Origin of the sequence: Corynebacterium sp. ACRQJ (assembly GCF_022346045.1) — a bacterium.
Classification (GTDB): Bacteria; Actinomycetota; Actinomycetes; order Mycobacteriales; family Mycobacteriaceae; genus Corynebacterium; species Corynebacterium evansiae.
In genome coordinates this window covers 1-22,894 of sequence record NZ_JAKRMT010000020.1, presented here as the reverse complement: position 1 = coordinate 22,894, position 22,894 = coordinate 1, and the positions used below count along the sequence as shown (strand labels likewise).

Here is a 22,894-nt window from a genome sequence, read left to right as displayed (position 1 = left end):
TGGTTATCTTCTTGGTCGGTCGTGCTGTGCTGCACCGGATGGGCGCGCTTACGCTGATGTACCGAATTCGCATGCTTTGTACCCTGGGTACTTTATCGGACGCCAGGGGTTGCGACGGATATTGGCCTGCGACGCGCGTGTTACGTATGTGACGAATGTGGTTTGCTGAAGAGGTGGCGTCATAAAGTAAAAAAGAGTTACTCGAACCCTAGCCCCAGGGAAACAGACAAAGTAGTCTAAAGTTTGATTAAGACTAGACCCGGAAGGTGGCAACAACCAGTGGCGCTCATCGTTCAGAAATACGGCGGCTCCTCGCTGGAAAGCGCGGAGAGGATCCGGCGCGTAGCCGAGCGAATCGTGGAAACCAAGAAGCAGGGCAACGATGTAGTCGTCGTCTGCTCCGCAATGGGAGACACCACCGATGACCTGCTGGAACTCGCTGAGCAGGTAAACCCCGTGCCGCCCGCGCGCGAGATGGATATGCTGCTGACCGCCGGTGAGCGCATCTCCAACGCACTGGTGGCCATGGCTATCGCCTCCTTCGGCGCGGAGGCGCAGTCCTTCACCGGATCGCAGGCAGGCGTGCTGACTACCGAACGGCACGGCAATGCGCGCATCGTGGATGTCACCCCCGGCCGCGTGCAGGAAGCTCTGGACGAAGGGAAAATCTGCCTCGTCGCAGGCTTCCAAGGCGTGAACCGCGAGACGCGCGACGTGACCACACTTGGACGCGGCGGCTCAGATGCTACCGCAGTCGCCCTGGCTGCGGCGCTTAACGCCGACGTGTGCGAGATCTATTCTGACGTCGACGGCGTGTACACCGCGGACCCGCGCATCGTGCCGGACGCTCAAAAGCTCGACACGATCTCTTTCGAAGAAATGCTGGAGATGGCAGCCGTCGGCGCGAAGGTGCTGATGCTGCGCAGCGTGGAATACGCCCGCGCGTTCGACGTGCCCCTGCGTGTCCGCTCCTCGTATAGCACCGACATCGGCACCCTCGTCTCTGGATCAATGGAGGATATTCCCATGGAAGAAGCAGTACTCACCGGCGTGGCACACGACCGCTCCGAAGCCAAGATCGCCGTTCTCGGCATCCCGGACTCTCCCGGGGAGGCAGCGAAGGTCTTCCGCGCCGTCGCCGACGCTGAGATCAACATCGACATGGTTGTGCAGAACATCAGCAAGATCGACAACAACCGCACCGACATCACCTTCACCTGCCCGCGTACCGACGCCACCCGCGCAATGCAACTGCTGAAGGGGATTAAGGAACAGAACGACTGGCAGGACCTTATCTTCGACGACCACGTGGGCAAGGTCTCCCTGGTCGGCGCGGGCATGAAGTCCCACCCCGGCGTGACCGCCGACTTCTGCGAGGCGCTACGTGACGCGGGCGTGAACATCGAACTGATCAGTACCTCCGAGATCCGCATCTCCGTACTGATCCGCGACACCGACGTGGATAAGGCCGTGCGCGCCATCCACGAACGCTTCCAGCTGGGCGGCGACGAAGAAGCCACCGTGTACGCTGGGACGGGACGCTAAAACAGCAGCTTAAGCAGATAGAAGAGGTAGATCCCCGAATGACCACCATCGCTGTCGTCGGAGCCACCGGCCAAGTCGGTCGCGTTATGCGCGACATCCTCGTCGAGCGGAACTTCCCGGCGGACAAGGTACGATTCTTCGCCTCCTCCCGCTCCGCGGGTAAGGAGCTGGAATTCCGCGGCGAGCAGATCGTCATCGAGGACGTCGCAGCCACCGCCACCGAGGACCTACGCGGCATCGACATCGCGCTGTTCTCCGCAGGCGGCGGAACCTCCCGCGAGCACTCCCCGCGCTTCGCCGAGGCCGGCGCGATCGTCGTGGACAACTCCTCGGCCTTCCGTAAGGACCCGGAAGTCCCGCTGGTCGTCTCCGAGGTGAACCCGCAGGACGTCAAGAACCCGCCCAAGGGCATCATCGCCAACCCGAACTGCACCACCATGGCCGCCATGCCTGTCATGGGTGCACTGCACAAGGCGGCGGGCCTGAAGCAGATGCACGTCAGCTCCTACCAGGCCGTTTCCGGCTCCGGGCTGGCCGGCGTGGACGCGCTGGTGCGCCAGGTGCTGGACAACCTGGTCGCCACCGAGAACACCATTGACGACGAGGGGCTGCGCAAGCTGGTGCACGACGGCTCCGCCCTCAAGGCCGGAGACCTGGGTCCCTACGTGGAGCCCATCGCCTTCAACGCCCTGCCGCTGGCTGGCAACCTGGTCGACGACGGCTCCGAAGAGACCGACGAAGAGCAGAAGCTGCGCAACGAATCCCGCAAGATCCTGGGAATCCCCGAGCTGCGCGTTGCCGGCACCTGCGTGCGCGTGCCCGTCTTCACAGGCCACACCATGACCATCCACGCGGAATTCGACCGCGAAATCACCCCGGACACCGCCCGCAAGCTGCTGGCCGAAACCCCGGGCGTGAAGGTCGTGGACGTGCCCACCCCGCTGGCTGCCACGGGCATCGACGAGAGCCTGGTCGGCCGCATCCGCCAGGATCAGACCGTCGACGGAAACCGCGGCCTGGTGCTGGTCGTCGCAGGCGATAACCTGCGCAAGGGTGCCGCTCTGAACACCATCCAGATCGCGGAGCTGCTGGTCTAACCGCACCCTGCTGCACCGCGCCCGAGCCAAACGGCGGTCGCGGTGTCTAGCGCTGCGCCGTGTCGCCGGGTCTTCGCGCCCCGGCCGCTAGGCCTCGCTACCGCAGCACCCCGGCGCACACGGCTTGCCGTTGAACGTGCGGCCGAAGTCCGGAACCGTCGCCAGCTCGCCGACCACCTTCGCCGCCAAATCGCGCGCGGCCTGCTGATCTTCAGAGAGGTTGGCGCTGGGGGCGTCACTACCAACAACAAGATCAACCACCATCCCCGCGAAACCGGCGGTCAAACCCGGGGTGGCAACGCGCACGAAGGGGATGCCCGCCTTTGCTGCGGCATCGCGGGCCTCCGTATCCAGATCCCACTTGACCTCCATGTGGTCGGTGATGAAGCCGACCGGGCACAGCACAATTGCGCGCTTATTGCCGGACTCCGCACGTGCCTCGATGTGGTCGCACACGTCCGGCTCCAGCCACGGCACATGCGGCGAACCAGAGCGCGACTGCCACACCAGCTCAACATCCAGGTCGGTGCCGGTACCCACATCCACACCCACCGTCTCACCCGTGTGCGCAGGCCCATCCCCACGGCCGCCGACGTTCTCGTGGCGGGAAAGCCGGCCAGTCCAGCCGTAATCCGCGCCACTACCAGGGGTGTTAGCGAAGCTGCTGGCCTGCTGGATCAAACGCGAGGCATCCAGCACCTGCTGGGAGTACAGATTCCCGCCGAACTTGTGCGGGCCCGCCGCCTTATCCGCCACCGTCGGCACCGAATGCGCGGTGAAAACCAGGTCGGCCTGCGCGGCGGTCTCCTCGCCGTGCTCTGCACGCAGCTGCTCGCGGGCCGCATCCACTGCCTGGGCGAACTCCGCGATGAACGTCGGGTGGCGGTGGAACTGCGGCAGGCGCTCCACCTTCGGGGGCTCCAGGCCAGCCTCCTCGCAGGCAGCGATGGCGCGGCGCAGATCCTCCTGATACTGCGAGCAACCCGAGTAACCGCCCCACGCGCTGGTGGCGAAGACGTATACGTGGCGGATGCCATCGCGGGCCATCTGCTGCAGTGCGTCCTCCACATAGGGTTCCCAATTGCGGTTGCCGAAGTACACGGGCAGGTCGATGTCGCGCCGGGCCAGCTCAGCCTCGATGTTGCGGATCAGCTGCTTGTTCTGGTCGTTGATGGGGGAGCGACCGCCGAGCGCGAAGTAGTGCTCGCCGACCTTCTCCAAACGCTCGCGGGGGATGCCGCGGCCGCGCGTGACGTTCTCCAGGAAAGGCACCACGTCCTCGGCCTTCTCCGGGCCGCCGAAAGACAGCAGCAGGAGGGCGGAATCGGGGGCGATAGCGGGGGTTTTAGCGCTCGTGCTCATGTGAACCAGCCTAGCCCGTCGGCCCTGTTGTTCCTTAAACGCGCCGCGGCGCGTGGCTGTACCCGGGTTAGGCTACGCCGAAGCGGCGCTTGTTCTTCTTCTTTGTGACGCCACCTCGTCCCTCGCCAGCCATCTCAACCAGGTCGGCGCGGGCGCGGGCAACGCGGGAGCGGATTGTGCCCACGCGGACGTTGGCGATCTTCGCGGCCTCGGCGTAGGTGTAGCCCAGCACCTGCGTGAGGATCAGAGCCTCGCGGCGTTCCTCCTCCAGCTGGTCGATGAGGGCGCGAGTGTCCACCCATTCCGCCCAGCTCTGCCCGCCAGTGGTTTCGGCGGCGGGGGTGGCGCTGGTGGCGTCCTCAATCTCCGTGGCGGAACTGCGGGGGCGGGCCATATCGTGGCGCACGCTATCGACCCACACGCGACGGGCGAGGGAGAGGATCCAGGTGCGGGCCGTGGAGCGGGCGGCGAAGCGCGGCAGGGCGCTCAATACGCGCAGGTAGGTCTCCTGTGTGAGGTCGTCCGCGCGGTCGGTATCGGCCAGGTGAGCCAGCAGGCGCCACACGTCGTCGTGCGTGGCGGAAATGAATTCTGTCAACGCCTGGCGGTCGCCACTGGCGGCGCGCAGGGCAAGGTCGGTCACAGCGGCATCGTGCGCCTGACTGCTGGTCACCTGGCTGGTCATGGACAAAGCCTAGCACGCGGGTGCGGAAATTCTGGCAAGGTGGATTGCATAGCCAAAGCTATTAGGTATCTGGAGGTACCCATGACTGCTACGAATAACGACGGCACCAATAACGACCCAATCACCACGGCCAAGGACGTCGCCTCCCGCGGCGTGTGCCCCTACTCCGGGGCGTCGACGAACGTGAACGGTTCCCCGGTCAGCACCGAGGAGCACTCCGCGACCGTGGGCGAGCAGGGCCCGCTGTTGCTTTCCGACGTACACCTGGTGGAAAAGCACGCGCACTTCAACCGCGAGCGCATCCCGGAGCGCAACGTGCACGCTAAGGGCTCCGGTGCCTTCGGCGAGCTGACCATCACCGAGGACGTCTCCAAGTACACCAAGGCGGACCTGTTCCAGCCGGGGCGCGTGACCCCGATGCTGGCCCGCTTTTCCACCGTCGCGGGCGAGCAGGGCTTCCCCGATGCGGTGCGCGACGTGCGCGGATTCTCGCTGAAGTTTTACACCCAGCAGGGTAACTACGACATCGTGGGCAACAACACTCCGGTGTTCTTCCTGCGCGACGGCATTAAGTTCCCGGATTTCATCCGTTCCCAGAAGCGCCTGGCGGATTCCGGCCTGCGCTCTGCGGACATGCAGTGGGATTTCTGGACCCGCTCCCCGGAGACTGCGCACCAGGTGACCTACCTGATGGGCGACCGCGGCATCCCGACGGATTTCCGCCACATGGACGGCTTCGGCTCCCACACCTATCAGTGGATCAACGCCGCCGGCGAGCGCTTCTGGGTGAAGTACCACTTCAAGACCCGCCAGGGCTGGGACTTCTACACCGACGACGAGGCCGCCAAGGTCATTGCTTCTGGAAACTTTGATTCCTCCCGCCAGGATCTTTATGACGCCATCGAACGCGGCGATTACCCGACGTGGGATGTGAAGGTGCAGATCATGCCTGTCGCCGAGGCGGAAGATTACCGCTGGAACCCGTTTGACCTGACGAAGACCTGGTCCCAGAAGGATTATCCGCTGATTCCGGTCGGCCACTTCACACTGAACGAGAACCCGCAGAACTTCTTCGCCCAGATCGAGCAGGCCGCTTTCGCGCCGTCGAACCTGGTGCCGGGCATTGGGCTGTCTCCGGACAAGATGCTGCTGGCTCGCTCCTTCGCCTACGCAGACACGCAGCGTTACCGCCTGGGCGTGAACTTCCACCAGCTGCCCTCCAACCGTTCCATTGTGGCGGAGAAGAACTACTACACCGCCAAGGACGGCGCGGGTAACCAGGAGTTCCCGCCGGCCGGCACTCCGGTGTACTCCCCGAATCGCTTCGAGCGCGGCGAGGGCGTAAACGACGTCAACGACGGCTCCGGTGCCGTCGAGCAGGGCGTGGCCGCCGGTGAATCCCAGTACGGCTTTGGCCGCGGCCAGGAATCCGCCGTGACCGCCGCGGAGGAGCTGGGCCTGTACGACGACCTGCACGGCACCGACCTGACCCGCGGGGCATACGTCCGCCACCCGGAGGACGATGACTTCATCCAGGCGGGCCAGCTGGTGCGCGAGGTTCTGGATGACGCCGCCCGGGAGCGCTTGGCAAACAACATTGCAGGCGCGATGGACGGTGTGTCTGACCAGGTGGCCGAGCAGTGCTGGACCTACTGGGGCAAGGTCGACGAGAACCTGCGCGACCGGGTGAAGGAAATCTTCACCGGCAAGTAGCCGCCACTGGCCACAGCGCGGCGCCCGCCGGTTCACGTAGGCTGGGCGCCGCAAAAGAATCAAACAGCAACTAACGACGACCAACAGACAGTTTTGGCGAAAGGATTGGTTCACTCATGAGCGAGGCACTGTACACAGCAAAGGCACTTTCTACCGGCGGCGGCCGCGACGGCCACGTAGCCACCGACGACCGCCAGATCGACCTGGACGTTCGTCCACCGAAGGCACTGGGCGGCTCCGGCGAGGGCACGAACCCGGAGCAGCTGGTCTCCGCAGGCTGGGCCGCCTGCTTCAACGGCGCCCTGCAGAAGACCCTCAAGGAGGCTGGCGTGGAGATGAGCCAGTCCCCGGAGGTCACCGTCGAGACCACCCTGAACAAGGTTCCGGAGGGCTTCCGCCTGTCCGCGAAGATCACCGCCACAGTCTTCGGCGTGGACCAGGCCAAGGCCGATGAGCTGGTCGCGGACGCTCACGCATTCTGCCCCTACTCCAAGGCAATGCGCGGCGAGATCGACGTTGAGGCCGTTGCCGTCGTCGGCTAGTTCCGCCTCAGCGGCCGGTGGCCAGCTGCCCGGCAGCTGGCGCCGCTAAAGCAAAAACGAGTCCGCCCCCACCGAGGAAGTGGGGGCGGACTCGTTTTCTATTGGTGCTACTGGTCTTGAGGTTGCGCCCGCAGGCGCTACTTGGGCTCTTTCGCCTTCTGACCACCGGACAGCGGCACAGTGTGATCCCAGTGCGTCGCATGCAGCGCGCGGCCCATCACGTATGAACCGACGGCGCCGATCACCAGCAGCGCAGTGATGGCGACGATTGCGCGGATCAACTCGCCCAGAACAAACCCTTCCGTCGACCAGGAGTAAACCAGGTTGGCGCTGATCAGCAGGGGAAGCCCCACGCCGACAGCTGGACCGACCATGTTGACCTGACTGATGGCGTCCGGAGCAAGGTACATCGCGCGGGCAGAAACAAAGATGAAGATCGCCCCGAGAATGGCGAGCACACCCGCGGTAATCGCGCCGAGCCAACCCGGCTCGCTGAACTCGACCATTTCGCCGGCGGCGGCGAGGATTGTTGTGGACATTTAGCGCCTCCCTCGAGAAATGATGCGGGCATAAGCGATCGTCGACAGCGCGCCGAACAGGCCGGCGAACAGTGCGACCTCGTAGGTGATCGCCGTGCGGTGGAAGATCGAATAACACAAAAACAGGCCGGCCATCGCCATAAACACCATGTCGGAAAGGACGGCGCGGCGGGCGTCATTATGCGTAGAAACAGCGCGCCACAGCACCGTAAACAGCGCGACAACAACAATGGCGGCGGCGATGCCCACCAGGATATTTAGTAGGTCCCTGGGCTCCATCTACTTGCCTTCCTTCGGGTTGTTCTTCGGGTACAACGGGTCGTACAAGGTCTCTCCCGGTTTGGTGCGGCCTTCCTGGTCGGGTTTGGACGCCCCCAGGTTGTCCCCGCGGAAAGTATCAATATCGGGGGTTGCATTGGAGATCCGGGCCCTGGCGCGCTCGGCGTTTCGGCGGGCGATCTCGTAGCGCTCCTTGCGATCCATGTCGCGCACGTCGGAGGGGTTTTTCTCCTCCTCGTCGGACTGCAGGATCGCGGCGACGAACGCGGCGGCGTGCGGAGTGGAATCCACCTTCTCCACGTCGAAGACCGTCTCGTCGGATGCGCGGCCACCGCGCGAACCGCGGAAGCCGCGCGGGCCTGGGCGACCTTTCTCCACCAGGTACTGCACGTCGAAGTGCAGCGGCTTATCTTTCACCGACGGGGCGAGGTGCTCCTCCATGTCGGCCAGGCTGGCCAGGAGTTCTTCCGGGTCCGCGCCGTACATGGCGTGTACCGCGAGGAAGCGCTGGACGTGGTCCAGGCCGTGGGTGTTGAACTCCGAGCGGGCTACGGCGAAGGCATCCTTAGTGCTGCGCTCGCCGGCGGCTGCGTCGTAGTCGACCTCCTTCGGGCCGGTCACGCCCAGGGAGAGCGTGCCGGGGGTCATGGTGATCGAGGCGATGAGGGCTGCGATGTCCCGCTCGCTGGTTACACGCAGCGGGTAGTAGATCACCACCGGCGCGATGTTGCGGCCGGTGCCGAGGGTATCGGTCGCCATGACGACCGACTCCTTGATGATCTGCCCGACCAGCCAGGCGGCGTACTTCAGCGCGTGGCCGGTGGACTTCACTGCTTGGACAATACTGAACTTTGCCATGGCTTAGTGGCCCTTCCCGTCCTGAGCCTGCTGCTCCTTGTCGGTGTTTACGTTGGCTTTGGCGCTGGCGGCGGCGTTGGCTTCGGTGTCGACGTTATCCAATCCGCTCGGCCCGGGCGGCAGGACCGTGCCGACGGCCTCATCCGGATCGCCGAGGACTGCCTCGACATATGCGGTCGTGTCGGTCAGGTTATCGGCGGCCTTGTTGACCTGCTGGAAGACCGGCCCGGCGCCGATGAACATGCCCACGGAAATCAGCATCATGACTGCGGACGGCCACACGTAGCGGCGCGGTACGCGCAGCTCCGGGTCGGCCTCGTTGGCGTTCATCTGACGGCCCCAGAACACCTCGCGCCACACGTAGATCATGGAGACCAGGGCGCCGATGGAAGAAACGATGATCGCGCCGATGGCCAACCAGGTCTTCCACGTGCCGTCCTGGGCCACTCCGAAGACTAGCGCCAGCTTGCCCCACAGGCCGGAGAACGGCGGCAGGCCAACGATCGCCAGCGCACCCGCCGCGAAGACGACAGCGACGAAGCGGTCGCGGCGCATCAGCCCGGAGAGCTTGCGCACGCGGCCCGAACCGTAGGTCTCCTCGATCGCGCCGGAGGCCATGATGAGGGATCCGGCGACGATCATGTGGTGCAGCATGTAGAACAGTGCTGCGCTGAGCATGAGACGGGCATCGTTGCTGAGGAAAGCCAGTCCAATCAGCATGAATGGGATGCCGTTGACCATCTGGTAGGCGATCACGCTGCGCATCGTGGTTTCGCCCAGGCCGGCGAAGCCGCCGATCAGCATGCCCAGCACTACGATCACCAGGATTGCCCAGGACCAGGCGGGGTCGCCCTCGAAGATGGTCAGGTACACGCGGAAAATCGCGTAGATGCCGACCTTGGTGTGCAGGCCGGAGAACAGCGCCATCACGGCCGGGGAAGTAGACGGGTAGGCACGCGGCAGCCAGGTGTGGACCGGCGCCACGCCCGCCTTCACGGCCAGCGCCAGCAGAACCACGCCCAGCGGGACCACTAGCTGCCACTGGTTGCCGAAGACTCCTTCGGCAAACTCGGTGCCGCGGGGTCCGGCTGCACCCGCCAGGGCGGCGAGGTTGGTGGTGCCCACCACGGCGTAGACCAGTACCACGCCACTCAGCAGCACTAGGGAGGTTACCAGGTTCACGATGATGAACATCCTGCCCGCCGCCAGGCGAGCCCACGTGCCGGTCATCGCCAGCAGGCCGAAGGAGGGCATCAGCATGACCTCGATGAACACGAACAGGTTGAACAAGTCCGCGGTTAGCAGTGCACCCCACACGCCGCCGATCAGCATGAGCGTGAGGGCGGGGTAGAAGCGGGTGCGCGTCTCGCCGACGACGTCGGCGAACCAGTTGGCGATCAGAGCGACGACGGAGGTCGTCAGGATCATAATGCCCGCCAGATTGTCGGCGACCAGCGGGATGGAGATACCGCCGACGAACCCGCCGACGTTATCGACCAGCACCGTGTTCGGCTCGTTGACCTTCACCAGCACCCAGACACCGCCGACGATGCCGAATGCCGGCACCAGCAGGCCCAGCGCGCGGCGGAGGCTCATCCACGGAGCCATCGCGGCAGCGGCCGCAGCCAGCAACGGGACGGCGATAAACAGACTGAGGAGGGAACCTTCGGTCATTACTTCTGCGCTCCCTTCTGATCGTTAGCACGTGCCTTGTCGGTGGGGCTGGCCGAGCCGGCAGACTCCGCTGCATCGGCGGACTGTGCGGCGGCTTCGTCCGGGCCGTCCTCGTCGGTGGTGGAGTGGACCTCCGTGTAGTCGTTCGCACCGAGCTTCTTAGCCTCGTGCTCCTTGACCACTCCACCGTGGGCCTTGGCTTCCTCGTAGTTCTTCCAGCCCATCGTCTGCAGGGTGCGCAGGCGGCGGGAGGCGGTCTCTACGTCGTCACTGCCGAATGTGTCGTCGTCGCGGCCGAGCGCGGCCATGGCCAGCATCACGGCGGTGGAGGCCATGGAGATCACGATTGCCGTCAGCACGAACGCCTGGGGTAGCGGGTCGGCTGCCTGCTCGGGGGTCGCGCGATCCATCAGCGGATCCATGCGCCACGCGCCGACGCCCGCAGCGAGGATCAGGAGGTTAACCGCGTGGCTCATCAGCGTGATGCCCATGATGAGGCGCAGCATTCCGCGCTGCATCACCAGGTACACGCCGCCGCCCATCAGGATGGCGATGATAGCTGCGATGATCACTGGTTCTCTCCCTTCTCCTCGTGCTGTTCTTGCTGTTCGGTGTTTTTCTTAGCGACGCCATCAGGCTCCGCAGCCTTAGCCTCAGCCCCATCCTTGACGTTCTTCACCGGCGCGCGGGCCGCTTCGCGCTCAGCTCGGTGGGCCTCTTCCTCCGCCTTCGCAGCAGCGGAGACCTGGGAGGGGTTGAGCGGGATGTTGCTGCCGCCGACAGTCACAGCCACAGGCGAGGGCTTCTTGGCGGGATCCGCCTTGCCCTCGATGGGCGTGGGGCGCTTGCCCTTGGAGTTCGGACCCATCTTCTGCGTGGCAGTCTGGGCGCGGAACTTAGACTTCAGCGTTGCCGGGTCTGTACCCGGGCGCTCGCGGCCGCCCATCTGGTTGATGACGATGACCACCAGGCCGAGCACTGCCAGGTACACGCCGCCGTCGAAGATCAACGAGGTGGATACGTGCTGGCCCAAAATATCGGCGTGGATCGGCGCCAGGAAGCCGCCATGCAAGTAGCCGATCAGGCCAGTGATCAGCGCCATCGCTATGCCCGCGCCGACGAAGGTGTAGGCCACCTGGTCGGTGAACATCTTCTTGGCCCGGGCCTGAGCCAGGTAGTACATGAAGATGCCGCAGGCCGCGATCAGGGCGGCGACGAAGCCGCCGCCGGGGGACTGGTGGCCGCGCCAGAACGTGGCGGCGGACAGCAGCGCCAGAATCGGGATCAGCGGGTACATCGTCATCCGCGAGTTAATGGAGTTCAGGTGCGTGGAGCGCAGGTACTTGGAGTAGAACGGCGCCAGCTCCGGAACCTTGTGCACATCCGGGAAGCGGGTGGAACCCGGAGCGCGGAACAGCTCCGCGGTGGAACCCGGACCGTAACCCGGAACCGGGGAACGGGGGATGGACTTGATCAGTGCGGCGATGACGATGCCCGCCATGCCCAGCACCGTCAGCTCGCCCAAGGTATCGAAGGCACGGAACTCCACCAGGATGACGGCGACTACGTTATTGCCGCCGGAGATCTCCGGGGTGTTCTCCAAGTACCACTGCGCGATCGCAGGCTTCTCGTGGCGGCCGATGAGCAGCCACACGCCCAGGAAGGTAACCACGCCGACCAGCACCGCCAGAACTGTGGCGAAGCGGGTACGGTTTGCGCCCTCGCGCAGGTACAGGCGCGGCTGGTGGCGGATCACCAGCATCATGATGACGACCACGCAGAACTCGACCAACAACTGGGTGGTGGCCACGTCCGGTGCGCCCAGGGTCAGCATGACCCAGGAAACGCCCACGCCGACCACACCGACCAGCACCACGGAAGCCAGGCGCGAGCGAGTACCAATCATCACGAGCACACTCAAGCCGATAATCACCAGGCCAACGAGGTCCACGATGCTGTCGATCCCCTCGACACGCGGCGGCAGATCCGCCAGCCCCTCCAGGCGACCCGGCCCCAGCAGGGAGAAGCCCGCCAGCACAATCAGCGAGGCGAAGATCCACACCACGTGCCGGTTGGGGTTCACAGAGTTCGCCAGGCGGCCAAACGCACGGCCCACCTTGGTCGAGCGTTCGATGAATGCGGAGATCATCTCCGCGCCCGTTGCCACCCCGAGACGCTTGCCCTCGAGCGGCTGGAGCAGAGGGCGTCGATAAATAACAACAATGACGCCCGCGATCAGCACCGCGAGAGAGATCCAGAGCGCCACCGTCAGGCCGTGCCAGAGCGCCAGATGAGTGTGCGCGTCGCCCAGACCCGTGGCGTAAACCACGTGATCGAGAGTCTCGTCGAACACGCCCAGGAACGCGACACCCGGCAGGGAAAGCACGCCCGGCAGCACCGCCGGAATCCACAGGTTCGCCGGAGCCTCCTTGACGTGCGAGACATCCTTCGGTCCATCGACGAACGCACCCAGAACGTAGCGCGCGGAGTACACGAAAGTGGCCAGCGCGCCGATGCCAGCCGCGATCAGCAGGGCGATCACGCCGGTGTTGTTAAACGGCGCCTCCTCAAACGCGGTGAGCATGCCCTCCTTCGACACAAAGCCGAAGGTCGGGGGAATAGCAGCCATTGACGCCGCCGCGATCACAGCGGACACAAAAGTAAAGGGCATCTGGCGCCACAGCGGACCCAGGCGACGAATGTCACGCGACCCGGCCTGGTGATCCACCACGCCGGCGATCATGAACAGCGAGGACTTAAACAGCGCGTGGGCGGCCGTGTGAACCAGCGCGGCGCTGATGGCGAAGGGAGTGCCCACGCCAATGGTGGCGACGATCCAGCCCAGCTGGGAGACCGTGGAGTAGGCCGTGAGCTTCTTCAGATCCGTCTTCTGGATGGCGAACACGGCGCCCATGATGGCGGTGGTCATGCCGATGACGATCAGCAGGACGTGCCAGGCCATCACACCCTCGAACAGGCCGGAGAAGCGCAGCAGCAGGTACACGCCGGCCTTGACCACGGCGGCGGCGTGCAGGAAGGCGGAAACCGGGGTGTCCGCGGCCATCGCCTCCGGCAGCCAGAAGTGGAAGGGAATCTGCGCGGCCTTCGAAAACGCGGCCAGGGCGATGAGGACTGCGACGATGGCCAGGCGCACGTCCTGACCTTCCCAGGCGGGGGAGTGCAGCATGTCGGAAAGGTTGGTGGTGCCCGTGGTGATCACGCCGATGGCCAGGCCGGCCAGCAGGAATAGGCCGCCGATGAAAGTCAGCAGGAGGGTGCGGATGGAACCGGCCTCGCCGCCGGAGCCCGAGCGGGCGATGAGGAAGAACGAGGCCAGGGAGACCAGCTCCCAGCCGATGAACAGCAGGGCAACGTCGTCGGCCAGAACCAGCAGGAGGACTGCCAGCATGAAGGAGGTCATGAGCACGTAGAAGCTCATGATCTTGTCGCCCTTGTGCAGGTAGGCGGCGGAGTAGATGAACACGACGGCGCCGATGAGCAGCGCCAGGAGGGTGAAGAACAGTCCCAGGGAGTCCATTTTCAGGGCCAAGTTGAGGGCGCCTGAGTTTGCGTCGCCTGCACCGCCCGCGCCCGTGAGGAAACCTTGGATCCACGTCACGGACCAGGTGACTGTCTTGCCGTTGAGTATCGGATCCGCATGCTTGATCACGTACCCCGCGAGTGCCAGGAAGGTCACGCCTAAAGGCCAACCGGCTTTACGATCAAGTGTTTTGACCAGTAAGGGGACGAGGATGAGCGCCACCGCTATGGTGACGGGGATGGCCAGCACTGCCACGTGTCTAAAACACCCTAACCAATGAGTTCGACGACGATATCTTAGGCAAACGCACAATCGCCTTCAACGTCCCGAACTGCGGAGCCGATCGATCGCTCCTAGTGTCTCCAAGATGCGCGGGAGGGTGACCTCGGAGGGCTAGAAAAAATTGGGCGGTCCGTCACGTCGGAACATGAACGGAAATATTTTATGCGACTCGCCAAAGTTTAGCAGACCCTCATATTGCCCTTGACGTGGTGATCGCTACATTTCCATCGCCGGTGGGCGTAATCGTTCCATCGACTCGGTAGACCTCGCGCAACATTTCTTCGGTGAGCACATCCTCCACGGCTCCATGTGCGTAAACGGCGCCGTTGTGAAGCACTGCGATGCGATCGGCGAAGCGTGCCGCGTGCGAGAGATCGTGCATCGTGACCACCACTGCCGCGGGTGCTTCAACGGCGTAGGTGCAAATGTGCTCCATGAGGGTCAGTTGATTGCGCAGGTCGAGAGCACTGGTTGGCTCGTCCAATAGAAGAGCCCGGGGGCGGCGAACGATCGCCTGAGCGAAGCTCACCAGCTGGCGCTGGCCGCCGGAGAGCTGGGACATCGTGCGAGACTCGAATTCTTTCAGACCCAGTCGTGTGAGTACCGCGCTGACTCTATCCTGGGTGGATGTGGCCACGCGCAGCCCACTGAATCCCGTGCGGGAGTGCTGGAGCGCCAGCAGCACCGATTCAAACACTGTAAGGGTGCTTTCCGGCGGGGGATCCTGTGGCAAATACACCGCGTCGGGTCCGGTGACACTGCCGCTGAATCGGCACAGCTGAGCCATGCAGCGCAGCAGGGTGGATTTACCAGCTCCATTGGGGCCTACAAGGGCGGTGACGGTTCCGGCGTCGATCCCCGGAAGAGACACGCCATTCAGGATCTGCGCTGCTCCGTGGGAAAAACGGAGGTCGGTGACCTGCAGTGCGGGGGCTGACGGAACCGTGGCGGGCTGTTCCACGAGGTTGTCCTTTCTGGGGTGAGGGAGGGGGCTGGAGCGAGAAGAAGTGGGCGCGGAGACGGAGTTTTAGGTGGGCGAGGAGACGGTTCGGGGCCGGCGGCGCAGAACGATGAGGACGACGAACGCTGGCACGCCCACAATCGCCGTGATGATGCCGACGGGCAGGATCGCGCCGGGCTGGATCAGCTTGGAGACCACGGAGGCTGAGGTAAGCAAGAGCGCCCCGGAGAAGATGGATGTAGTGAGGAAAAATCGCTGATCCTCGCCGACGAGCATCCTGGCGATGTGTGGGCCGACGAGGCCGATAAAGCCAATCGTCCCGGCCATCGAAACGGCAGTCGCAGCCATGAGGGAGACGCCCACCAGTGTGAGCGTGCGCAGCCTGTTGACGTTGATTCCCATGGACCTGGCGCGGTCGTCTCCCATTCGAAACGCCGTCAGTGTCCACGCGTTGCGGTAGAAGAATGCGATGACGATCAGCGAGACGAGTGCCAGGAGGCAGATCTGGGGCCACTTGGCGCGCGTGAGACTGCCCATCGTCCAGAAGACCACCTGCTCTAGCTGGGTCTGCGAGGCGAGGTATTGCATCAGTGCCAGGAGAGCGTCGAAAAGGAACACGATTGCAATGCCTAGCAAGATCATTCCCTCCGTGCCGGCGCTCTTTGACCGGGAGAAGAGGACGATCACCGCGCAGGCTGCGATGCCGAACACCCACGCGCTGCCGGCCATCCCCAGCGTTGCTCCAATTCCTGCCGCGGTGAATCCGGAGACGGTGGCGAAGGCGGCGCCGAAGCTGGAGGCAGCGGAAATACCCAGTGTATAGGGCTCTGCGAGGGGGTTGCCCAGGATGGTTTGCATCTCTGCACCAGCGGCAGCGAGGGCAGCGCCGATGAGGACCGCCGTGATGGTCATTGGCAGGCGAATATCAAAGATGATCTGTCGGTCAACAGGGCGGGAATCGCTGGGGTGAAATAGCACATATATCGCCTCATTAGCAGGCATGCTGCTGCCGATGAGGAAATCTGTGGCGGTGACTGCACATAGCAGAGCCGCGAGCCCGGCGATGATTGCCACCTTGCGCCTGCTGGCTGCTCGGTACCAGCTCACGCCGGGGCGTTGACGTTGCGGGATGCTGTCTTTGTGATCCTTCCCGTTTACGGCAGGGGTTGACCGTGTCGGGGCGACGTGGCTCATGGCAAACCAGTCCAGAAGGTGCCGCTCGCCTCCACGGGGAGGAATTTTTCGTGCAGTTCCTTCATGTCAGCCTGCGGGTCAATGTCGGCAAACAGGTCGGGGTGCATGGCCTTGGCGAACCACTCGATGGCCAGGTAGTTGTACGGAGAGTCGTAGAAGTGATGCCACGCGGCGTAGGCTCTCTTGTCCTTGACGGCTCGCATTTCCTTGAGGACAGGTTGCCCGTTAACGACGCGCTGAAAATCCCGGGCTGCCTGATCGGCGGACTCGTCGTAACCGAGGGGGATAAAGCCAGTCTTTTTTGGCTGCTGCTTGGCATCAGTCCAGTCAGCGCCGGTGGCGATGATGACGTCCGGGTCTTTTCCAGCCAGCGCTTCGGGGGAGACCTGGCCTTGCTTACCTTCAATCATGTCGTCTCCCAGGTTCTTGCCACCCGCTGCGGTGACTAATTGAGCCAGGTTGGACTTGGCGAAAGTGGAGCAGCAGTCGAAGTAGCCGGGAGCTCGCCAGAGGAAGGTTGGGGTGGGAGTGGCTTTGGCTTTTTCCAACCGGTCGTGAACCATGTCCACCTTGGATTCGTAGAACCGGGCGTACTTCTCCGCCTCCTTTTCGTACCCGAGCACTTTGCCGAGCAAGCGCACGCTCGGTGCGGTGTTTTTCACCGGGTCGGTGAAGTAGTCGACGGTGACGGTGGGGATTCCAGCCTTTTCAAGGCCGTCGATGATGCCAGCGTCTTGGGCTGCCTCGAAACTGTTCGCAGAGACAATGAAGACATCTGGGCGGGACTCCAGGGCCTGCTCGAGGGACATCGAACCGTCGTAAACCTCGCCGGTCTGCTTGATATCCCCGATCTTCGAGAATTTCTGTTGGTACTTTTTGTACGTGCCGGGATCGTTCTGCTGCAGGTCATCGGGCCAGGCGACGATCCCCTGGAGCGGGTTTTCCTTGTTGAGGATAGCGGTGGTGTAGAGCATTCTCTGCCCGCCCATGAGGATCCGCTCGACCTTCTTCGGAACCTCAACATTGCGTCCGAGGATGTCGGTGATCTGCTGTTTTTCTCCGCTGATTGTGGAGTGTGGTTCGTCGCTGGCGCTGCAGGCGGCGGTCATGAAGAGGCTGGCGGCGGCGACGGCCGAGACAACTGCGCGAGCCATGCGAAGATGAGGGCGCATGGGGGTTCGGGGGGCTGCGAGCCCTAAGTGTCGTGAGGGACAACTGTGTTCCTTTCTTTGGGTTGGCTTACTTAGGTTAGCCGCACCTTCGATCAAAGGCAATGCTTGGAGGTAAAAGCCGTCTTACGCCCCATTAGGAAATTGAAGCGAGGCGTCGAGAATAGGTCCGCAATAGCAGCACGGCAGTGGTTGCGAAGCCCGCGATCAGTCCCCACCACACGCCGTAGCCCTCCCACCTAAGGAGCTTGCCCATCACCAGAATTCCGGGTACGCCGACTAGCCAATATCCAATGAGAGTGCAGCGCAGCCCGGAAGTGGTGTCCTTGAGCCCCCTCAGCAAACCCACTGTCACGTTCTGAATTCCCTTAGAGAACTGCTGAAGCACGGCGAGGCACAGAAGCAGGACGGCGATGTGGAAGGTGGTGGCGTCTGCACTTCCCAGGAACGGGCGCAGTATCCAGCGACCCAGCAGAAGCCACAGTGCGCCCATAATCCCCAGGTACACGACCACGACGAGTAGCACGCGCCGGGTTACCGCGCGCACCGCGTTGGCGCCTTCGGCTCGTGCCCTCGTGATGAGCACCGACCCGCCATGGGAGAAGCCGATGCAAACCTGGTAGACGATGTACGCTAGCTGGTTGACAACGTTGTGCGCTGCCAACATCTGTGGGCTGAGGGTTCCCATCGCCAACCCGGCGATTGTCGTAATCGCTGCCTCCGAGCCATAGGTCAGGCTAACTGGTACTCCGAGGCGCACGAGGTGGCGTATAGTCTCCCCGTCGCCGGCGCGGGGCAGAACCTGAAAGTAGGGTTGCAGCTCGGGTATACGCAGCACGACCACGCGGAAGGCTAGCAACGTGAAAAGTTGGACGGTGGTCGTGGATAGCCCGATGCCCGCCACCTTCCATGTGTCCGACGTTGCCCAAGCCATAAACGACCAGTTCAGGGCGATGTTGACGAAGATTGATACCAGCGTGATGGCAAGCAGGGAGCCAGGCTTGCGCATGCCCACCGCGAACTGGCGCAAGACGTTGAGCCACAACATGGGGATGAGTCCCGGCGCCAATGTGAGGGTCATGGCGAAGGTGAGATGGGCGACCTGCTCGTCGATAGGCAGAGCAAGAACCAGTGCGCCGAAGGTGATGACCAGTAGCGCGCCGAGGACCGCAGTGCCTGTGCCCACGGCGAAGGAGGATCGCACGGCTCGCCGGATCCGCTCCGCGCCTTCCTCCGAGGGCTGACTAGAGGCTTCTTCCCGTTCCATCTCTGCCGCAGCCTCGGCCACGAGATTTGAGCTGGCCGTCACCATGCCCACGCACATCGTGCGGATCTGGTTGTATAGCTGCATGGCCAAGCCACCGCCAGCGATCGCCAGCACCCCCACGGATTGCAGCATCAGGACGTCCGTGGTGGTCAGCGCCACCCCGGCGAGCTGCACCCCGGCGATGGGAAGGGAAATTCCAAGGACTTCGCGGTACTTCTGAATGGAGTTCAACCTCGCAGCCACCCTCATCTCCGCACCGCGCTGCATCGTGGCGCCTGGCAGCCGGTGCACAAGGAACGCGAATCGCGGTAGGCGCGCAGCATGTTCTCCACGTGCCGCTCTGCGATCTCGGAGCGCAGCCCGTGGCTATCCAACCATGCGTCGTTAAACACTGTGTCCAGGTATTTCTCCCCAGCGTCGCAAACAAGCACTACAACAGTGCTGTTCGCGGCGCAGGTCTGCAAGGTCTGCAGCCCCTCATGGACTGCTGCCCCGGCAGTTCCTCCAACCATTAGTCCGTGTCGCCGGGCGAGTACGCGCGAGGTGGCGAATGCCTTGACGTCGCCTACCTTGATCTGCTGATCGATTAGGGCATAATCCACGTTCTGCCCGATAGTGAAGCCGCCGGGAGCACCCGCGCCGGACTGTTTGTAGGAGCCAGCCGGTCCTCCGAAAATGATGGATCCTTCTGGCTCGACGCCCACCGTTTTTGCCTCGTGGCCCATCCTTCGAAGTTCACGTGTGGTTCCGCAGAGGGTGCCGCCCGTGCCTACGGCGGCGACGAGCACGTCCACGCCGTCCGAACATTGGGCGGAAAGCTCGTGCGCGAGCTGTGCATATCCGCCCGGGTTGTCCGGGTTGTTGTGTTGGTCGGGCCACCAGGCGTTCGGGTCGGATTCGACGATGTGCTTCGCCATGCTCCGCCGGGCTACGGTGGATGGCTTGCTCGTGTCCGGTGAGCCGACGAAAATCAGCTCGGCACCGAGGGCACGCATGGCATCGAGTTTGTCTTTGGCGGCATGATGATCCACCACTGCGGTAAATCTGTACCCGCGCTGGGAGGCCGCGATAGCCAGGCCAAGTCCTGTGTTTCCCGAGGTGGGTTCAACGATCCGGCTACCCGGGCGCAAGAGCCCGGCACGCTCGGCGCCTTGCACCATTTCCATCGCCATGCGGATTTTGACGCTCCCGGTGGGATTGAAGCAGTCCAATTTGAGGATGAGTCGGCTTCCGGTGCCTGTGCGGCAAAGCTCCAGTGCGGGTGTGTTGCCGATCAGGTCGCAGATTTTGGTGCTGACGCGCGGCGGGGCAACCGTGCACACGGCAGGGTGCGCCGACTCGCCGCCCGCGCCGCTCATCGCTGAGTGGGTAGTGCGAGTTGAGATTTTCATGGAACGTGCCAATAGCCTTTCAGAGTTCCACATGCAGGGGGTGATCATGACGAATGGTGGGGACTGAGCTATCCCAGACGAAGCGGCTGGGGAGCGGTAGCTGGTGGAAAGAGCTTTCGTTCTTGTCCATCTGGTATCCAGCCGTGTTGTGGTAAATCAGCAGGTCGCCACGCTTGGGTGCGCGGGGAAAGCAGATGGTTCTCCAGGTGAGCATGTCGTATTCCATGCAGCTTGATCCGCCGACACACGCGCGCGTAGGGGTGCCTTCGCGCTGTGGCCAAAGGGTGGGATCGGGCAAGAATTCGCTGGATTTCCATTGCTCGGACAGGCTCATGCTGAGTCCTGCAGCGGTGAGTATCTGGTACCTGTAGTGCGAATTCTCTTGCGGATTGAGATCTGGGGATTTGCGTTCAGTCTCTGCGCTTTTGACTCCTTGTACCGGGAACACGGTGAGTCCGCAGCCAGCTAGGAGCGCTCTTCCAGGTTCGAGTGCCAGCTTTACGCCCTCGGTGCGCAATCGCTCTGCGAGGGTCTGCCCGTCGACCTGTTTGGTAGGGGTGTTCAGAATGGCGCGCAACATCTCCGGTCCGGTTGCCTTTTCCCCGCCATAGGGATAGGAGGTGCTGGGAGTGTGGCCTGCGTGGAAAGCGCTCGCGTCCGTCAACGTGGGTTGGAATGCTTCCCAGTCTGCGTCGGCGCTGTAGCGAACTGAAAATCCCCCACCGATGTCCAGAGTGTCCGCTCGCCACCCTTTGCGGCGCAGCTCACGCATAAAGTCCAGGCTGCGGTGCGCTTCTTTGCCCCTTTGCTCGGAGCTGTATTCGTTGAGATGAAAGCAGGAGCCGACGATATCGACGTGTTTCCCGAGTTCAGGCAGACCCGAAATGCACGCTGACCACTCTTGAGGTGTACAGCCGAAGCGGCTCTCAGTCTGCTCGGCGGGCAGAATGCGCAGCAGCACGCGTGTGTGGCCGTCGGTGTGGTGTGCAGACGTTTCCCTTCGGGTGATGTCTAGTATTCTTTGCAGTTCGCCGGGCGAATCCGCTGCGATTGTGCACCCGTGACGGATACCCAGCCACAGCAGATTGTCTGCTTTTTCCGCGCCGGTGATCACTAGTTTTGTCCCGTGAATTCCTCCGGCCAGAGCGCCGACGAGCTCCGGTCCGCTGGCTACATCTACGCCTTGATCTGCAGCGGCGATTTCCTGCAGCCAACACTCGGCCTTGTTCGCCTTGCGTGCGAAGAACACAGTGCAGTCCACGTTCATATCCTGTGCCGTGGTGGCAAAGTCCCTCAGATTGGTGCGCAGTTGCGCTGGATACAGCACATGGAAGGGACCCGACGCCAACTCCCGCATCTGCGGCAGAGCCCAGGGGTGGTTGAACAGTTCCTCCTCCCACGCCTGTACGAGCGGTGGCAGGCTGGGCGCTAGCTCCACAGTGTGACCTCGCTTCCCCTTCCTGCGGAAAACGCCCGTACGGCGAGTTCGTGAGCGATGGGAATGTCCGTAACGATCATTCCGCTGCAGAAAGCGAAGATGCGTTCAGAGTCGCTGATACGACCCGGAACCTGGCTGGCGAGGATGTCTGGGAGAGTGGCGTCGAGCTGCACATTGCGCCCCTGGAGGAGCCTCTGACCGACGAGGTCGAACTGCCCTTTGCTGGTTGCGATGACACGGTCGGCTTCCGCGACGGCGCCATCGGCTACGCCCTTCGAGGCTACGGAGATTAACAGTCCACCCTCGGGAATCCAGCTGGTATGGATCTTTGGGTGCCACGCACGACCTGACGCCACCACGGTGATGTCGCTGGTCGAGACTGCATCGCGCACGGCGTCGGTGTCCGCGGCGATGATTTCGCGAGCTGAGGTCACTGCGTGAGAAATGCTATCTGAGCTCGTGTTATTCAGTGATTTGGCAGTTCCGATGAGTTCGACGGAGCGGTCCGGGAACCAGCGTTGCAGAACGTCAAGTGTGTCCTTGACGCCCTCGGGATGGGTGCCGTGGAGGCGGAGATGCTGGAGATTCGGCAGGACGGTGAGCAGATATGCCAGCGTGTTCGTGCTCTGCAGCCCGGTTCCGAGCATCGTTACGGAGGTGGCGCCGGAGCGTGCGCATTCGCGGGCGATGAGCGCGGTGGTTGCCGGGGTGCGGGAGGCGCCGATTTTCTGGCAGTCCATGAGGGCGTAAGGCAGACCGGTTTCGTCGTCGTACAGGGTAATTGTGGTGTAGTACTGGTCGCGGTTGTCGCTGCCTTTGCGGTATGAGGTCTTGTAACCAACGAGGTCTCGCGCGGCGTCGAAACCGAGCATGGAAAAGGCGATTGAGTCGCGGCTCTCTACGGGGAGGTCGATCATCATCTTTGTAGGGCAGCGGGAGGCGCCGGACTCCAGTGCAAGGTAGCCATCTTCGACTGCTCGGATGACTTGTTCGGGAGGGAGTTCTATATCTGCGAGATCACTACGGGTGAGGACACGTAGCGACGGGCCGGAATTGGCTAGGTGTTCCATGGTTGCGCTTGTTGAGCCTTGTCTCGTGAGGGGAAGTTTCTAATTGTCCCGGGCTGCCTGCGATGCAATCCCGGTGGCCACAGTGGTAGTGAGCCTTGCGGAAACAAACCTTTGGAAAGGTTAGGTAAGGCTAGGCTACTAACGCGGGGGCTATTAACTTCTTACAGGGTTAAGTAAAGAAAAGTGTGTCCGCATGCCACCATAACCCCAGACCACACACCACAAATCACCAAAGAATAGCTCCCCGAAAGCTATTACCCACACCATCCCGCACCTCCGGCCACATT

Annotated in this window: 19 protein-coding genes; 4 read left to right on the top strand and 15 right to left on the bottom strand. The window is 63.1% G+C overall.

Going from position 1 to position 22,894, the window contains the following annotated elements; genetic code table 11:
• Positions 1-279 precede the first annotated feature (279 nt).
• Positions 280-1,545: an aspartate kinase gene (locus MHX52_RS09220; RefSeq protein WP_239317861.1), complete on the top strand. Its 1,266-nt coding sequence runs from the start codon at positions 280-282 to the stop codon at positions 1,543-1,545.
• A 38-nt stretch (positions 1,546-1,583) separates the two neighbouring features.
• Positions 1,584-2,642, top strand: a complete 1,059-nt coding sequence (locus tag MHX52_RS09215; RefSeq protein WP_070487767.1) for an aspartate-semialdehyde dehydrogenase — start codon at positions 1,584-1,586, stop codon at positions 2,640-2,642.
• An 87-nt stretch (positions 2,643-2,729) separates the two neighbouring features.
• Here MHX52_RS09215 and MHX52_RS09210 read toward each other — a convergent pair whose 3' ends face one another.
• Both MHX52_RS09210 and MHX52_RS09205 read right to left on the bottom strand, forming a co-directional pair.
• The gene (locus tag MHX52_RS09210; protein ID WP_239317859.1) at positions 2,730-4,004 is read right to left on the bottom strand and encodes a ferrochelatase; all 1,275 of its coding nucleotides are present in this window, start codon (positions 4,002-4,004) and stop codon (positions 2,730-2,732) included.
• Between the two features lie 67 nt (positions 4,005-4,071).
• Positions 4,072-4,689 carry an RNA polymerase sigma factor gene (locus tag MHX52_RS09205; protein WP_239317857.1) on the bottom strand — a complete coding sequence of 206 codons (618 nt, stop codon included), beginning with the start codon at positions 4,687-4,689 and terminating at the stop codon, positions 4,072-4,074.
• Between the two features lie 81 nt (positions 4,690-4,770).
• On the opposite strand from MHX52_RS09205, the gene MHX52_RS09200 reads away from it, so the two are divergent.
• Positions 4,771-6,402 carry a catalase gene (locus MHX52_RS09200; RefSeq protein WP_239317856.1) on the top strand — a complete coding sequence of 544 codons (1,632 nt, stop codon included), beginning with the start codon at positions 4,771-4,773 and terminating at the stop codon, positions 6,400-6,402.
• Positions 6,403-6,518: 116 nt separating this feature from the next.
• Positions 6,519-6,944, top strand: a complete 426-nt coding sequence (locus tag MHX52_RS09195) for an organic hydroperoxide resistance protein (RefSeq protein WP_239317854.1) — start codon at positions 6,519-6,521, stop codon at positions 6,942-6,944.
• 137 nt (positions 6,945-7,081) lie between these two features.
• Here the strand turns inward: MHX52_RS09195 and MHX52_RS09190 are convergent, their stop codons facing one another.
• From MHX52_RS09190 to MHX52_RS09130, 13 genes are all read right to left on the bottom strand, one after another.
• Entirely contained in the window at positions 7,082-7,483 is a 402-nt protein-coding gene (locus tag MHX52_RS09190) for a Na+/H+ antiporter subunit G (RefSeq protein ID WP_070487771.1), read from the bottom strand.
• Positions 7,484-7,762: a monovalent cation/H+ antiporter complex subunit F gene (locus MHX52_RS09185; RefSeq protein WP_011274270.1), complete on the bottom strand. Its 279-nt coding sequence runs from the start codon at positions 7,760-7,762 to the stop codon at positions 7,484-7,486.
• Positions 7,763-8,620: a Na+/H+ antiporter subunit E gene (locus tag MHX52_RS09180; protein ID WP_049050282.1), complete on the bottom strand. Its 858-nt coding sequence runs from the start codon at positions 8,618-8,620 to the stop codon at positions 7,763-7,765. It abuts the gene before it with no gap.
• A gap of 3 nt (positions 8,621-8,623) precedes the next feature.
• Positions 8,624-10,294, bottom strand: a complete 1,671-nt coding sequence (locus MHX52_RS09175) for a monovalent cation/H+ antiporter subunit D family protein (RefSeq protein WP_239317852.1) — start codon at positions 10,292-10,294, stop codon at positions 8,624-8,626.
• Complete coding sequence (locus MHX52_RS09170; protein ID WP_239317851.1) at positions 10,294-10,866, bottom strand: cation:proton antiporter subunit C; 573 nt, start codon at positions 10,864-10,866, stop codon at positions 10,294-10,296. The genes MHX52_RS09175 and MHX52_RS09170 overlap by 1 nt, the downstream gene beginning before the upstream one ends.
• Positions 10,863-14,090, bottom strand: coding sequence for a DUF4040 family protein (locus tag MHX52_RS09165; RefSeq protein WP_370642246.1), 3,228 nt, complete (start codon positions 14,088-14,090; stop codon positions 10,863-10,865). Before MHX52_RS09165 ends, MHX52_RS09170 begins: the two co-directional genes overlap by 4 nt.
• A 217-nt stretch (positions 14,091-14,307) precedes the next feature.
• Entirely contained in the window at positions 14,308-15,078 is a 771-nt protein-coding gene (locus tag MHX52_RS09160; protein WP_049050285.1) for an ABC transporter ATP-binding protein, read from the bottom strand.
• Between the two features lie 66 nt (positions 15,079-15,144).
• Entirely contained in the window at positions 15,145-16,272 is a 1,128-nt protein-coding gene (locus tag MHX52_RS09155) for an iron ABC transporter permease (protein WP_005292292.1), read from the bottom strand.
• On the bottom strand, positions 16,269-17,426 hold the full coding sequence (locus tag MHX52_RS09150; RefSeq protein WP_239317850.1) for an ABC transporter substrate-binding protein: 1,158 nt from the start codon (positions 17,424-17,426) through the stop codon (positions 16,269-16,271). The genes MHX52_RS09155 and MHX52_RS09150 overlap by 4 nt, the downstream gene beginning before the upstream one ends.
• 151 nt (positions 17,427-17,577) lie before the next feature.
• The gene (locus MHX52_RS09145) at positions 17,578-18,939 is read right to left on the bottom strand and encodes an MATE family efflux transporter (protein WP_231913354.1); all 1,362 of its coding nucleotides are present in this window, start codon (positions 18,937-18,939) and stop codon (positions 17,578-17,580) included.
• Positions 18,940-18,953: 14 nt separating this feature from the next.
• Positions 18,954-20,099 (bottom strand): PLP-dependent cysteine synthase family protein, encoded by a 1,146-nt coding sequence (locus MHX52_RS09140; protein WP_239317848.1) that lies wholly within the window; start codon positions 20,097-20,099, stop codon positions 18,954-18,956.
• 19 nt (positions 20,100-20,118) lie between these two features.
• A complete protein-coding gene (locus tag MHX52_RS09135) occupies positions 20,119-21,537 on the bottom strand; it encodes a Y4yA family PLP-dependent enzyme (protein WP_239317846.1) in 1,419 nt (472 codons plus the stop codon).
• Complete coding sequence (locus MHX52_RS09130; protein WP_239317844.1) at positions 21,528-22,607, bottom strand: ornithine cyclodeaminase; 1,080 nt, start codon at positions 22,605-22,607, stop codon at positions 21,528-21,530. The genes MHX52_RS09135 and MHX52_RS09130 overlap by 10 nt, the downstream gene beginning before the upstream one ends.
• Positions 22,608-22,894 lie beyond the last annotated feature (287 nt).